14 protein-coding genes are annotated in these 13194 nt (G+C 71.4%); 8 read left to right on the forward strand and 6 right to left on the reverse strand.

The genetic code is table 11. The features are described from left to right. Nucleotides 1–4: 4 nt before the first annotated feature. Entirely contained in the window at nucleotides 5–1642 is a 1638-nt protein-coding gene (gene cdgB, locus AC07DI_RS07385) for a diguanylate cyclase CdgB (protein ID WP_384256828.1), read from the reverse strand. A gap of 528 nt (nucleotides 1643–2170) precedes the next feature. Here cdgB and AC07DI_RS07390 point away from each other — a divergent pair. Continuing rightward, the gene (locus AC07DI_RS07390; RefSeq protein ID WP_384257006.1) at nucleotides 2171–2662 is read left to right on the forward strand and encodes a flavin reductase family protein; all 492 of its coding nucleotides are present in this window, start codon (nucleotides 2171–2173) and stop codon (nucleotides 2660–2662) included. A 170-nt stretch (nucleotides 2663–2832) separates the two neighbouring features. Here the strand turns inward: AC07DI_RS07390 and arfB are convergent, their stop codons facing one another. Continuing rightward, complete coding sequence (arfB, locus tag AC07DI_RS07395) at nucleotides 2833–3261, reverse strand: alternative ribosome rescue aminoacyl-tRNA hydrolase ArfB (protein ID WP_384256826.1); 429 nt, start codon at nucleotides 3259–3261, stop codon at nucleotides 2833–2835. A gap of 209 nt (nucleotides 3262–3470) precedes the next feature. On the opposite strand from arfB, the gene AC07DI_RS07400 reads away from it, so the two are divergent. The 4 genes from AC07DI_RS07400 to AC07DI_RS07415 all read left to right on the forward strand — a co-directional run bounded on the left by AC07DI_RS07400 (nucleotide 3471) and on the right by AC07DI_RS07415 (nucleotide 6065). Beyond that, on the forward strand, nucleotides 3471–4046 hold the full coding sequence (locus tag AC07DI_RS07400; protein ID WP_384256824.1) for a TerD family protein: 576 nt from the start codon (nucleotides 3471–3473) through the stop codon (nucleotides 4044–4046). 95 nt (nucleotides 4047–4141) lie between these two features. Further along, a complete protein-coding gene (locus tag AC07DI_RS07405; protein ID WP_384263178.1) occupies nucleotides 4142–4519 on the forward strand; it encodes a VOC family protein in 378 nt (125 codons plus the stop codon). Nucleotides 4520–4648: 129 nt separating this feature from the next. Beyond that, nucleotides 4649–5002: a PadR family transcriptional regulator gene (locus tag AC07DI_RS07410; RefSeq protein WP_384263181.1), complete on the forward strand. Its 354-nt coding sequence runs from the start codon at nucleotides 4649–4651 to the stop codon at nucleotides 5000–5002. Then, nucleotides 4986–6065: a hypothetical protein gene (locus AC07DI_RS07415; protein ID WP_478902805.1), complete on the forward strand. Its 1080-nt coding sequence runs from the start codon at nucleotides 4986–4988 to the stop codon at nucleotides 6063–6065. The genes AC07DI_RS07410 and AC07DI_RS07415 overlap by 17 nt, the downstream gene beginning before the upstream one ends. A gap of 76 nt (nucleotides 6066–6141) precedes the next feature. Here the strand turns inward: AC07DI_RS07415 and AC07DI_RS07420 are convergent, their stop codons facing one another. Both AC07DI_RS07420 and AC07DI_RS07425 read right to left on the reverse strand, forming a co-directional pair. Beyond that, nucleotides 6142–7569, reverse strand: a complete 1428-nt coding sequence (locus AC07DI_RS07420; RefSeq protein WP_478902866.1) for a M1 family metallopeptidase — start codon at nucleotides 7567–7569, stop codon at nucleotides 6142–6144. Nucleotides 7570–7641: 72 nt separating this feature from the next. Next, a complete protein-coding gene (locus AC07DI_RS07425; RefSeq protein WP_478902807.1) occupies nucleotides 7642–8205 on the reverse strand; it encodes a GlcG/HbpS family heme-binding protein in 564 nt (187 codons plus the stop codon). A 218-nt stretch (nucleotides 8206–8423) separates the two neighbouring features. Between AC07DI_RS07425 and AC07DI_RS07430 the strand changes: the two genes are divergently transcribed. The 3 genes from AC07DI_RS07430 (at nucleotide 8424) to AC07DI_RS07440 (ending at nucleotide 10933) form a co-directional block, all read left to right on the forward strand. After that, on the forward strand, nucleotides 8424–9635 hold the full coding sequence (locus tag AC07DI_RS07430; RefSeq protein ID WP_384263190.1) for a sensor histidine kinase: 1212 nt from the start codon (nucleotides 8424–8426) through the stop codon (nucleotides 9633–9635). After that, the gene (locus tag AC07DI_RS07435; protein WP_478902808.1) at nucleotides 9632–10315 is read left to right on the forward strand and encodes a response regulator; all 684 of its coding nucleotides are present in this window, start codon (nucleotides 9632–9634) and stop codon (nucleotides 10313–10315) included. Before AC07DI_RS07430 ends, AC07DI_RS07435 begins: the two co-directional genes overlap by 4 nt. 114 nt (nucleotides 10316–10429) lie before the next feature. Next, the gene (locus tag AC07DI_RS07440; protein WP_384263196.1) at nucleotides 10430–10933 is read left to right on the forward strand and encodes a hypothetical protein; all 504 of its coding nucleotides are present in this window, start codon (nucleotides 10430–10432) and stop codon (nucleotides 10931–10933) included. A 14-nt stretch (nucleotides 10934–10947) separates the two neighbouring features. Here the strand turns inward: AC07DI_RS07440 and AC07DI_RS07445 are convergent, their stop codons facing one another. Together AC07DI_RS07445 and AC07DI_RS07450 are read right to left on the reverse strand one after the other, a co-directional pair. Beyond that, complete coding sequence (locus AC07DI_RS07445) at nucleotides 10948–12060, reverse strand: FAD-dependent oxidoreductase (RefSeq protein WP_478902809.1); 1113 nt, start codon at nucleotides 12058–12060, stop codon at nucleotides 10948–10950. A gap of 346 nt (nucleotides 12061–12406) precedes the next feature. Further along, nucleotides 12407–13081 carry a pentapeptide repeat-containing protein gene (locus AC07DI_RS07450; protein ID WP_478902811.1) on the reverse strand — a complete coding sequence of 225 codons (675 nt, stop codon included), beginning with the start codon at nucleotides 13079–13081 and terminating at the stop codon, nucleotides 12407–12409. Nucleotides 13082–13194 lie beyond the last annotated feature (113 nt).

The following is a 13194-nucleotide window of genomic DNA, read 5'->3' on the forward strand; positions in this document are numbered from 1 at the left end:
ACCGCTACCCGGCCCGCCGGTGCTGCTTGGCACGGGAGCGTTTCTCCACGTACATCCGCTGGTCGGCCGAGTGCAACACCTCGTCGGCCGACATCCCGCAGTGCGCCCAGCCGATGCCGAAACTGGCCCCCACGCGGACGGCCCGTCCATCGACGCGGATCGGCGGGATGATCGCGTTCCGCAGCCGGACGGCAAGGTCCTGCGCGTCGGCGCGGCCGAGCCCGTCGGCGAGCACCACGAACTCGTCGCCGCCGAGCCGCGCCACCGTGTCACCGTCCCGCACCCCGCTGGTCAGCCGCCTGGCGACCTCGATGAGCACGGCGTCACCGGTGTGGTGCCCGAACCTGTCGTTGATCGACTTGAAGCCGTCCAGGTCGCAGAAGAGGACGGCGAGGCCCTTGGTGCCGTCGTCCACGTCGTTCTCCCCGCCCTCGGGGGCCACGGTGTGGACGTGGTGGTCGAACCCGTCGTCCTGCTGGTGGGCGGCGGGCCCGAAGTCGAAGCCGTGCTCGTAGGCGGCGTCGAGGGAGTCCACGGCGCTTGGCCGGCCCGCGTGCGGCCTGCGGCAGAGGCGGGCGCCGAGCCTGGCCCGCAGTTCGGCGGAGTTGGGCAGTCCGGTCAGCGAGTCGTGGCTGGCCCGGTGGGCGAGCTGGAGCTCGCGGCGCTTGCGCTCCTCGATGTCCTCGACGTGGGTCAGCAGGAAGCGGGGCCCGTCGGCGGCGTCGGCCACGACGGAGTTGCGCAGGCTCACCCACACGTACGTTCCGTCGCGCCGCGCGAGGCGCAGCTCGGCGCGGCCGCCCTCGGCGGAGGTGCGCAGGAGCGTCCCGATGTCTTCGGGGTGCACGAGATCGGAGAACGAGTAGCGCCGCATGGCCGACGCGGGCCTGCCGAGGAGTCGACAGAGCGCGTCGTTCGTCCGCAGGATCCGCCCGTGCTGGTCGCCGCCCATCTCGGCGATGGCCATGCCGGACGGCGCGTACTCGAAGGCCTGCCGGAAGCTCTCCTCGCTGGCCCGCAGTGCCTGCTGCTCCCGCTCCAGGCGCACCAGGGCACGCTGCATGTTGGCGCGCAGGCGGGCGTTGCTGATCGCGATGGCGGCCTGGAAGGCGTACATCTGGAGGGCCTCACGGCCCCAGGCGCCGGGTCTGCGGCCGTTGCGGGGCCGGTCCACGGAGATCACGCCGAGCAGTTCGCCGCCGGCCGCGCCGGTCGCGTACATGGGGGCGAAGAGCCGGTCCGAGGGGTGCCACTCGTCCTCGAAGCGGGGCTCGGGCCCTTCGGTGTACCACTGCGGTACGTCGTCGTCGTCGAGGACCCAGCCCTCGGTGTACGAGATGAAGCGCAGGGCGCCCCAGGCCTCGCCCATGGCGAGGCGGCGCTCCCAGGCGTCCCTGGAGCCGACGCGTCCGGTGATGAGAGCCTCGGCGGAGGGGTTGCCCGCGAAGGCGGCGACGACGAGGTCGCCGTCCGGGCGCACGAGATTGACACAGGCCAGCTCATAGCCAAGGCCGTTGACGACGCCGTCGGCGACGGTCTGCAGCGTGTCCGCCAGGCTCCGGGCCGTATTCAGCTCCGCTACCACCTGGTGCAGCTGCCGCAGGGTCGCAAGACGGACGTACGGCTCCGACTCGGTCTCCATGCTCGTTCTCCCCGAGACCTCGACAGCAACTCCAGGATGCGCAGCGCCCGCAGTGTTCCTCTGTGCCGTGCTTCGTGATGCGTGCTTCTCCGGCGTGATTCGTGCTTCTCCGGCGCCTCTGCGGCAGTGGCCTCTTCCGCGCCCTTGTGCCATTGGTGCCCTCAGTGTCTTATTGCCACCGTCACTGAATCACAGCGAGCTGCCCACTCGGTACACAGGGTCAACAAAATATGGGCCCTGTGACTCAAGTCACAGGCGGGGCGCCGCCGTTGGTCCAGTCCCTTGGACTAGTCCACCGGCAAGAGGCACTGCGTGCCACTCGAGTCCTTCCCGGTCCCTCCCGGTGGTGTCGGCCGTCGGACCTAGGACCGGTCTGGGCCCAGAGCCCGATGTTTCGAGGCGTGCGCACGGGCTAGCTTCGAACTCGTGGCTCACGTACTGAAGACTCTCCCGGCCCCGCCCACCCCACGGCACCCGTCATCGGATGGGCATGCTGATGGGGTGAGCAACGACGAGTTCCGCGCGGCGATGTCCCGGCTGGCCGCGGGGGTGGTCCTGGTGACGGCGCGCGAGCCGGGCCTGGACCCGGACGACCCGGGCGCCCCCGCGGGCGAGGACGTGGGCATGACGGCCACGGCCTTCCTGTCGGTCTCCCTCGACCCGCCCCTGGTCATGGTGAGCCTGCGCGAGGGCTCCCGCATGGACGACCTGCTCGCCGAGCAGCCGCTGTGGGCGGTGTCGGTCCTGGCCGAGAGCCAGCGCCACATCGCGGGTCGCTTCGCCATGAAGGGCCGCATCAGCGACCGCCTGCTCTTCGAGGACATCCCGTACGTGCGGGGTGCGGTGTCGGGCGCCCCGCTGGTCGGCGGCGCGCTGGCGACCCTGGAGTGCCGCACGGAGCAGACGGTGACGGCGGGCGACCACACGCTGGTGATCGGCCGAGTCCTGACCGCGTCGCTGCCGAGCGGCGAGGGCGGCCCGCTGACGTACTTCCGGGGCAAGTACCGCCAGCTGGGGTAGGGCGCGCGAGCGGCCCGTCAGGGGCGCGGGGAACTGTGCGAGCAACCACGACGCGGCCGCAGCCGCAACACCCGGGACCCCGGCAGACGCGCCTGCGGCTCCGTGAGGGGTGTGGGGCACGGACCACGGACCACGCAGCGCCCCGCACCCGCACCCCTGTCGGGACAGCGCTAGCCCCACCCCTGCCCGGAGCGCCCCCGCTTGGTCTCGCTGCGCGCCTTCTTCGTACGGAGGCGCCGTTCGTTGATGCCGCGAGGAACCTTCGTGGCGCGCCGCGGCTTGGGCGGCGGCGCACTCGCCTCGGCGAGCAGGGAGGCGAGCCGAGCGGCGGCCATCTCCCGGTTCCGCCACTGCGAACGGTGCTCACTGGCCCGTACGCTGACGACGCCGTCGACGAGCCGGGAGGCCAGGCGCTCCAGGGCGCGCTCCTTCCACACCTCGGGGAGCGCGTCGGTGCCCGCGAGGTCGAACCGCAGCTCGACCTGGGAGTCACTGGTGTTGACGTGCTGCCCGCCCGGCCCGGAAGACCGCGAGAAACGCCACATGAGCTCGGCCTCCGGCAGGGAGACCGAACCGCGGATTACATAGGGACCGGACATGCCTCCATGGTCGCGCGCCTGTCGGGCTCACGTCACGCTCTTTTCCCGGGGCGCGGAAACCTACGGGTAAAGAAAGTAAAGCGAAGCGGAACCTTGGGGACCCCGGTCGGCGTTGGTAGGAGTGAAGGTAGCTTCGTCCCCAGTACGAAGCCCGTACGCACGGCCCGCGCAGGGCGGTGCGTCGTAAACGAGGGAAGGGACTCCCAACAATGGCAGTAAGCCTGTCCAAGGGTGGCAACGTCTCGCTCACCAAGGAGGCTCCGGGCCTGACCGCCGTCACCGTGGGGCTCGGCTGGGACGTCCGCACCACCACTGGCACCGACTTCGACCTGGACGCCTCCGCGATCGCGGTGAACACGCAGGGCAAGGTCTACTCGGACGGCCACTTCGTCTTCTTCAACAACAAGGCGACGCCGGACCAGACCATCGTCCACACCGGTGACAACGTCACGGGCCAGGGCGAGGGCGACGACGAGCAGATCAACGTGAACCTCGAAGGCCTGCCGGCCGACATCGAGAAGATCGTCTTCCCGGTCTCGATCTACGACGCCGAGAACCGCTCGCAGAACTTCGGCCAGGTCCGCAACGCGTTCATCCGCATCATCAACCAGGCGGGTGGCACGGAGATCGCGCGTTACGACCTCTCCGAGGACGCCGCGACCGAGACCGCCATGGTCTTCGGCGAGCTGTACCGCAACGGCGCGGAGTGGAAGTTCCGCGCGGTCGGCCAGGGCTACGCCTCGGGCCTGGTCGGCATCGCGCAGGACTTCGGCGTCAACGTCTGACACGACGTGACCTGCTGACACACCCGAAGGGCTCCGGCAAGACCGCCGCCGGGGCCCTTCGGCGTGCCCGGGCCGGAGCCGTACGCTGTGCGCCCATGATCGCCGAAATGCAGTGCGTGGTCCTGGACTGCGCCGAGCCCCTGCCCCTCGCGGAGTTCTACCGCGCCCTCATCGGCGGCTCGGTGAACTCCCCGGATCCCCGCTGGTCCCTGGGCGAACACTGGTCGACCCTGCACACCCCGACGGGCCTGGTCCTGGCCTTCCAACGCGTGACGCCCTACACCCCGCCCCGCTGGCCCGACCCGTCCGCTCCCCAACAGTTCCACCTCGACTTCCAGGTCCCCGACCTCGAAGCCGCCCACGAGCAGGTACTGACCGCGGGCGCGACGGTCCTGGACAAGGAGTCCGGGGGCGGCGGCTGGCGGGTGTACGCGGACCCGGCGGGACACCCGTTCTGCTTGGTTCGCCACTGAGAGCCTGTCTTTGAACCCCCGTCTGCGCCCCGACGCCCGGCACGCGGGCGCGGCGCGGCAGCCTCTCACTTCCGGATGATCTACTATTACGGAAACCCAAATAGTCCACTATCCAGAAAGCCGGGACCCGTGACCTCCGCGCCAGCCGTCTGGACCCGTGCCGCCCTCCCCCTGTGCCTGCTCGGCATCCTCGACGGTGAGGAGAAGAGCTACGGGTACGCCCTGCTCAGCCGGCTCGGTGACGCCGGGCTCGAAGGAGTCAAGGCGGCGACCCTCTACCCCGCGCTCACCCGCCTCGAAGAGGAAGGTGCCGTCGAGGTCGAGTGGGGGGCCGGAGAAGGCGGGCCCGGACGCAAGTACTACCGGATCACCGAGGAGGGGCGAGCGAGGCTGCGGCGTGACCAGGCCGCTTGGGGGGACTTCTCCCGGACCGTCGCCTCGCTCCTCCCGGCGAAGGGGGATGACGATGACCAAGACACGTAACGCCGAACTCCGTTGGGAACGCGAGGAGGACCAGGACTGGGCCGACACCGTCCACGTGCGGCTCGCGCTCGACGAGGAGGCGCCGGCCGGGTTCGCCGAGGAGATACTCGCCGAGGCCCACCAGCTCGTGGCCGAGGCCGGGCAGCCCGCCGTCGACGTGCTCGGCGACCCCGTCGCGTACGCCCGTACGGTCGCCAAGGAGCGCGTCAGCGAGCGGTACCGGGCCGGCATCGACACACACGGCATGCGCCCCGGCGACCGGGTCGTCGCGTCATTCGGGACGTTCGGCTTCCTCGTGTTCGCCCTCTTCGGCCTCTACTGGATCCAGGACGGGCTCTGGATCGGGATCAGCTGGGCCTCGCTCGCCGGAAGCGCGGCCGTCGTGGTCGCCGTCTCCCTCCTGTGCCTCGCCTTCATCGTCCGCTCGGCCGGGCGGCTGCGCGGCATGTGGGCCTTCCTCGCGGGGATGGTCGCCGCCATCGCGGGCGGGTCCGCGATCGCCGCGGCCATGCCGGAGGGGGAGCTGTTCCGGGTGCCCGCCCCGGTGGTCATGCTGATCGGCGCCGCCTGGGCCGCCTGCGCCTTCCTGCTCCCCGAGGACACCATCAACAGCTGGTTCACGCCCGCGCGTGCGGACGGCGGCTCCGACGACGAACGCTGGCTCGCCCGACTGGAAGGCCTCCTGCGCGGGCGGCACGGCATGCGGGCCGCCGAGGCGCGCGGCCATGTGCGCGAGGCCCGGCAGCATCTCGCCAGCGACCCGGAGGCCGGGCCCGCGAAGGACGTCTTCGGTGACGTCGAGATCTACGCCATGCGCCTCTCCGCAGGCCCGCGCAGGAAACAGCGCATCGCCCGCCAGAAGTTGACCGGTTCCCTTCTCTCGTCCCTGTTCTTCGCCGCCCTCGCCGTGGACCTGATGCTCGACGCGGAGCGCGGTTCGGGCTGGCTCGCCTGCTACATCGGCGCCTTCGGCTGCTCGGCCTGGGCGGCGGTCGGCGAGTGGCGTGAACTGCGCAAGCTGCGACGCGCCCCCGAGACGCGCGACGAGAAGCCCGTCGGCTAGACGAGGAGCGCGCCGGCCGGACGAGGAGCGCGTCGGCCAAGGGTGGCCTGTCCGGCGCGTCTCGCCGGACAGGCTCTCAGGGGTGGTCCGGCTTCCCGTCCCCGTACAGCCAGTCGCCCCAGATCCGGCCGACCTTCCGCCGCGCCGCGTCGCCGCCAGCGTGCTTCTCGACGTACTCGGTGAAGTCCCCGGTGTCCGCGTTCTTGTGCCGGTACGTCTTCGTCCAGCCCTGCACGATCTCGTAGAACGCGTCGTCGCCGACCGCCTGACGGATCTTGTGGATCACCATCGCGCCCCGGTCGTAGACGGGCGGATCGGAGATGTGCGCGGCGTCCGTGGGCCTGGCGGGCGGGAAGGCCCAGATCGCCTCGTTGTCCTCCGCGTCCTCGTAGTAGTCGCCCTTGTAGAGCGCGTCGAAGGTCTTCTGCGCGCTGTCGCCGTCGTGGTCCTCCTCGTAGAGCCACTGCGCGTACGTCGCGAAGCCCTCGTTGAGCCACATGTCGCGCCACGACTTGGGGGTGACGGAGTCGCCGAACCACTGGTGGGCCAGCTCGTGGACGAGGAGTTCGGTGCCGGGGGCGCCGGGGAAGACGGGCCGGGTCTGGGTCTCCAGGGCGTACCCCGCGTCCCCCTCGCGCTCGACGATCGCGCCGACCGAGGAGAAGGGGTACGGACCGAAGTTGTACTCCCCCCACTCGATGATGCCGGGAATCTTCGCGATCGCCTTCTTCCCCTCCTTCACCTGCGTGGAGTCGACGGCGGTGACGACGGGCAGCCCGTCGTCCGTCGTCGACGTCCGCATCTCGTACTTCCCGATCGCCACGGTCGCCAGATAGCTCGCCATCGGCTCGGCGCTGTGCCAGGCGAAGGTGGTGCGCCCGCCCTTGGCCGACTCGCGGGTCAACTCACCGTTCGACACGGCCTTCAGGCCCTTGGGGACGGTGATCTCTATGTCGTACGACGCCTTGTCGCTCGGGTGGTGGTTGCCGGGGAACCACGCCATGGACCCGGCCGGCTCACCGAGCGCGAGCGCGCCGTCCGCCGTCCTGAGCCAGCCCTCCTCGGAGTCGTCCTTGTCGGTGACGGTCTGCGGGGTGCCGGAGTAGCGGACGGTCGCGCGGAACGTCTCGCCCCGGTCGAGCTCGTCGGCCGGACGGACCCGCAACTCCTGACCGGCGCGCTGGAAGCGGGCCGCCTTGCCCTCGACGGTGATGCCCGAGACGTCCAGGCCCTTGAGGTCGAGGTTGAAGGAGCTGAGGTTCTTGGTGGCGCGGGCGGTGATCTCGGCGGTGCCCGTGAGGTGCCGGGAGCCGGGCTCGTAGTCGAGGGTCAGGCCGTAGTGCGCCACGTCGTACCCGCCGTTGCCCAGCTTCGGGAAGTACGGGTCGCGCACCCCGTCGGCGCCCGGCGTGCCGTCCACGCCCGCGCCGCAGGCGCCGACGGTCGCGGCGAGCAGGGCGAGGGCGCAGGTGACGGTGGCGGCTCGGGCGGCCGGAGATCGCAGGTCCACGGCGGTGATCTTATGCGGCAAATGTGCGATACGGCATCTGTAGGGGGCTCTGACCTGGGGTCCGGCTCAACGGCTGAGCGCCGCCACCCCCGCCTTCGCGAGCTTCTCGTCCAGGTCGCCGCTCGGGGCGCCCGCGACACCGATGCCCGCGACGGGCGCGCCCTTGGCCGTGACCGGCGCGCCGCCCGCGAGGAATAGCGTGCCGGGGATGTCCTTCAGGTTCGGGGTCTTCTCCAGGCGCTGGGCCAGTTCGGAGGTGGGCGCGTTCCAGGAGACGGCGGTGTACGCCTTCTTCTCGGCGGACTCGTACGACTGCGGGCCCGCGCCGTCACCGCGCAGCGTGACGACGGTGTTGCCGTTGCGGTCGACGATGGCGACGGAGACGCGCTGGTTCTCCTTCTTCGCGGCGTCGAGGGTGGCCTGCGCGGCCTTGGTGGCCGCGGCGACGGTCAGGTGCGTCGACTGCGTGAGGTTCTTGTCGCCCGCGTCGGCGGTGACGGCGGCCTTGGCGGCGGCGTCGGGGGTACCGGCGGTGGCGGAGACGGCTCCGAAGGTACCGGCACCGAGGACGGCGGCGGTGGCGGCGAGGGTGAGGACGCGGGTGCGGGCGCGGTGCGACGGCTTGTTCATCGGTGACTCCTGGGAGTGGGGCGTGGGTGCCGGGTAGGGGGGTGATTTCCCTCTGCCATCGATCCTCCGGCCGACTCCCTCCCGTACCCCTCGACATACCGGTCGGCAGCCGCGCGCGACTCGGCCGACACCAGGGTCAACCGATCGGTCGACCCCCTCGTGGCCCCAGCGGGCCACAATGAAGGTGTTTGCCCAGCTCAGCAAGGGAGGTGCCCCACATGGAACAGCGCACGCCGGGTCCCGCCCTCCGGAGCCCCGACCCCGACGCCCGCTGGCTCGCAGCCGTCATGCACACGGCGTTCTTCCTGCTCCTGGCCTCCTCGCTGGCCCGCTTCCTGATGCGGCACCCCGGCGAACCGCGTACGCCGTGGATCATCGTGCTCTCGGCGTCCCTGGCACTCCTCTACGTACTCGGCCCCGCCATCGGCGCCCGCCCCACCGCACCGCGCCGCCTCGGCTGGCTCACGCTCGTCGTCGCCGTCTGGGTCGTGCTCGTCGTTCTCGCGCCGAGCTTCGCGTGGTGCGCGGTGCCGCTCTTCTACACCGGCCTGCGTACGCTCCCGCCGCGCACCGCGATCTTCCTCGTGGCCGTCCTGACCGCCCTCGTGGTGGTCGCACAGTTGCAACTCGCGGGCCGCTTCGACCCGAACCTGCTGCTCGCGCCGCCCGCCTGGGCCGCCGTCGCGACCGCCGTGTTCCTGCACATGCAGCGCCAGGCGGCCCGCCAGCGCGAACTGATCGACGATCTCCTCCGCACCCGCCGCGAACTGGCCGCGACCGAGCGGCGCGAAGGCACCCTCGCCGAACGCCAGCGCCTGTCCATGGAGATCCACGACACCCTCGCGCAGGGCCTGTCCAGCCAGCAGATGCTGCTCCAGGCGGCGGACCGCCTCTGGGACACGGACCCGGCGACGGCCCGCACCCACGTCCGTACCGCCGAGTCGATCACCGAGCACGGCCTCGCCGAGGCCCGCCGCTTCGTGCACGACCTGGCGCCCGCCGACCTCGCGGACGGCGGTGGCGTCGCGCAGGCGCTGCGGGCGCTCGCGGAGCGCGAGTCGGACGCGGGCCTCACGGTCCGCTTCCACGCGGAGGGCGCCCCCGTGCCGCTGCCGGACCGGGTCAGCTCGGCGCTGCTGCGCATCGCGCAGGGCGCGCTGGCCAACGTACGCGAGCACGCGCACGCGACCACCGCGGCGCTGACCCTCACGCTCCTTGACGACCAGGTGGTCCTGGACATCGCGGACGACGGCCGGGGCTTCACACCTCCCACCAGGACCGCACCGTCGGACGCGTCCGGTGGCGTACGCGGACACGGCCTGCCCGCGATCCGGGCCCGGGCCGGGCAGCTCGGCGGCACACTGACGGTCGAGTCGGCGCCGGGCGAAGGCGCGGTCCTCTCCGTATCGATCCCGTTGGAGCCGCAGTGACGAACGCCCCCGCCGCCCGCCCCGACAGCCGCGGCGACCGCCCGGTCCGCCTGCTGGTCTGCGACGACCACGCCGTCGTACGCGCCGGTCTGCTCGCCCTGCTCGGCAGCGCCCCCGACATCGAGGTGGTCGGTGAGGCGGGCACGGGTGAAGAGGCGATCGCCCTGGCCGCGAAGCTGACGCCGGACGTGGTCCTGATGGACCTCCAGCTGGGCGACGGCATCGACGGCGTGGAGGCGACGCGCCGCATCACGGCCCGGCCCCCCTCCCCTCACGACGCCTCCTCCCCCCACGTCCTGGTTCTCACCACCTACGACACGGACGCGGACATCACCCGCGCCATCGAGGCGGGTGCGACGGGCTATCTGCTCAAGGCCGAACGCCCCGAGGAACTCTTCTCCGCGATCCATGCCGCGGCCCGGGGCCGCACCACGCTCTCGCCCCCGGTCGCCTCCCGCGTCATGGCGCGCATGCGCACCCCGCACCCCACGCTCACGGACCGCGAACGGGACATCCTCGGCCAGCTCTCCCGGGGCCTCGGCAACCGCGAGATCGCCCGCGCCCTGTTCATCAGCGAGGCCACGGTGAAGACGCACCTGGGCCGGATCTACGACAAGCTGGGCGTGGACACCAGGGCGGGCGCGGTGGCGGTGGCGAAGGAGCAGCGGTTGCTGCGGTGACCGCGCTCGGGTCGAACCGGCCGCACGGACCATACGAACGCTTGCCCGGCACCATTACCCCAGGTCAGAACCTCGCTCCCGCCCCCACGCCCGGGCCATGACACCATCGGCACCGTGCTCGACATCGGCTACGCGCTCTCCGCCCGCTTCCCTGACCCCCCTCAGCTGGACTACAGCCGAGCGGACGTCCACACGCTGCGGCACGACCTCTTCTGCGGGGACGTGTACCTGGCGGACACCAAGGCGGACCGGGAACTCTCCACAGCCTGGGGATGGGTTCCCGTCCTGGACTTCGCGTGGGCGCTGTGCGACATCGTGGAGACGCTGGACAAGGACCCGCTCGGGAGCCGGGCCTCCCGCCCCCAGTACGCGGAGCTCGACTTCACGGAGTCGAGCGACCGCATGCTGTTCGCCCGCCGTTTCGGCTGGGTGGACATCGAGGCGGACTGGATGGATCCGGAGGAGCCCCCGCTCTCCTTCTCCCACGCGGAGCTCCGCCGCGAGGCGCGCGATTTCCTCCACGACCTCGTGGCGGACCTCACGGACCTGCACGACTCCCTCGCGGACAACCCCGCGCTCTGGTCCCTCCTGTCCCGCTTCCCCCGGCTCCCGCGCTAGCCCAGCCCTTCCCCTTAGAGCCTGGTCTCCTGCTCATGCTGCGTGAACTGGGCGATCGGGTCCTGGTCCGGGTCGGCGTGGGCCTCGTGGACTTCGGCGTTGCGCGGGAACATGGCCTGCTCGTACGCGGCGAGCGCGGTCTCGACGTCGTCGGGGTGGGCGGCGAGGGCCTTGCCGAGTTCGGCGCCGTCGAGCATGGCCAGGTTGGCGCCCTCACCGTTCGGAGCGGAGAGGTGGGCGGCGTCGCCGAGCAGGGTCACTCCGGCCACGCGGTCCCACCGGTGCTCGACCGGCAGCGCGTAGAGAGGGCGCAGGATCGGCGCGGTGTCGCCGTCGGTGATCAGCGCGACGAGCTCCGGCGCCCATCCTTCGAACTCCCGCGCGATCCGCGCGGCGGCCGCGGCACCATCGCTGAAGTCGATGCCGCCGAACCACTCCTCCGGCTTGGACAGCCCCACGTAGGCATGCAGGGTGTCGCCCTTCTCCCGGTGCGCGAAGAGGTCCTTGTCCGGCGTGGGCACGATCATGGACCCGCCGCCGACCGTCTTCGCGGCGGCCACGTGCCGGGTGTCGGCATCGAACAGGTAGATCTCGACGACCGACTTGCCGGTGTAGGCGGGCACGGTGTCGGAGAGCAGCGGCCGGACCTTGGACCACGCGCCGTCCGCGCCGACAAGGAGACGCGTGACGACGGTGCCGCCATCGGCGAACGTCACCTCGTGCCGTCCTCCACCGAGGGAACGGACACCGCTCACCTTGTGACCCCACCGCACGGTGCCGGCCGGGAGCGAGTCGAGCAGCATCTGCCGCAGCTCACCGCGCTGCACCTCGGGACGCCCGCCGGTACCGTCGTCGGGCATCTCCAGAAGCACGTTCCCGTCCGGGTCGAGGACCCGCAACGCCTGACGGCCCTCGACGATGAGCCCCCGGAACTCCTCCATCAACCCGGCCGCCTCAAGGGCGATTTGACCGTTATAATCATGAATGTCGAGCATCCCGCCCTGCGAACGCTCCGTCGGCGACGACTCCGCCTCGTAGACCGTGGCCGGTATGCCGTGAACGTGCAGAACCCGGGCGAGCGCGAGGCCGCCGAGCCCGGCACCGATGATGGTGACGTCAGTGTTCATGGGGACTTCCTCCAGGTGGTGGCCCGCCGCTTGAGCGGCGCCGAACACCACCAATGTCCGCCCCGCCGTCGACAGACCACCGACAGATCACCGACCCCACCGACATCCACCCGACACCGGGGCCGAACCCCCCGGCCGTGTGCACGGCTACACCCCCACCGGGCCGCGGTCGCGCGCGAGACGCGAGGGGACGTGGGGGTATGTGCGAACGGAGCACTGAGCACGCTATAGCCCCATTGTTCGGGCAGCGCGACGCAGGGATAGCGAGTACGCACATACCCCCGCGGCCCCGCCCCACAACCGAACAACAGGCGCCCCAGCCACAACGCACCCGCACCCGCAACCCCTACGCCACCCGAACCCCCACCTGCGCCGCGAACACCGGCGCCAACTCCACCAACTGCCCAGGACTGATCACCGCCCCGGCCAGAGACTCGATCCCCCGAGCGATCTCCAGCTCCCCCGCCGCCCGGAAGTCCACGTCCGTCATCCTCACCCCCGTGAAGTCGACCCCCCGGACCACACACCCCCGGAACTCCACCCGCTCCAGCGTGGCAAGCCCGAAGTCCGGCTCCACCAGCACGCACTCCTCGAAGACGACATCCCGCAACCGCGCCTGCCGCAGGTTCAGGTAGTCGATCTTCCCGCCCCGCACGACCACCCGCTCCAGCACGCCCCCGTGCATCTGTACGCCACCGAGCCGCGCGTCGACCACCTCCACGTCCCGCAGCGACGCCTCGGCGAGGTCCGTACCGACACCCCGCGGCTCCGTCAGCACGGAGTCGACGAACCGCGCCCGGACGAGCCGGGTCCCGTCGACCGCGCACCCCGTCACCGCGCAGTCCATGAACAGCGCGCCGCCGCCGTCCTGCCCGCCGAGGTCCAGGCCGCGGAACTCGACCCCGTCGTAGTCACCGTCGGGATCGAGACCGCCTCCGTCGAAGGGCCGGAGCGGAGGCAACCGCACCTGGACCCGCTGTGCCGCCTTGACCACACGCGCCGGTTTCGCTTTCGGAGTCATGCCCCCATCGTGCACGCCAGGACTGACAACGCCCCTCATCCAGCCATTCCCGGCCCCCGACCCGACAGATCGCCCCATCCCGATGTCACATCCGGCCCACGCCCGAGCGTCCA

It is taken from the genome of Streptomyces sp. NPDC044106, assembly GCF_056433985.1.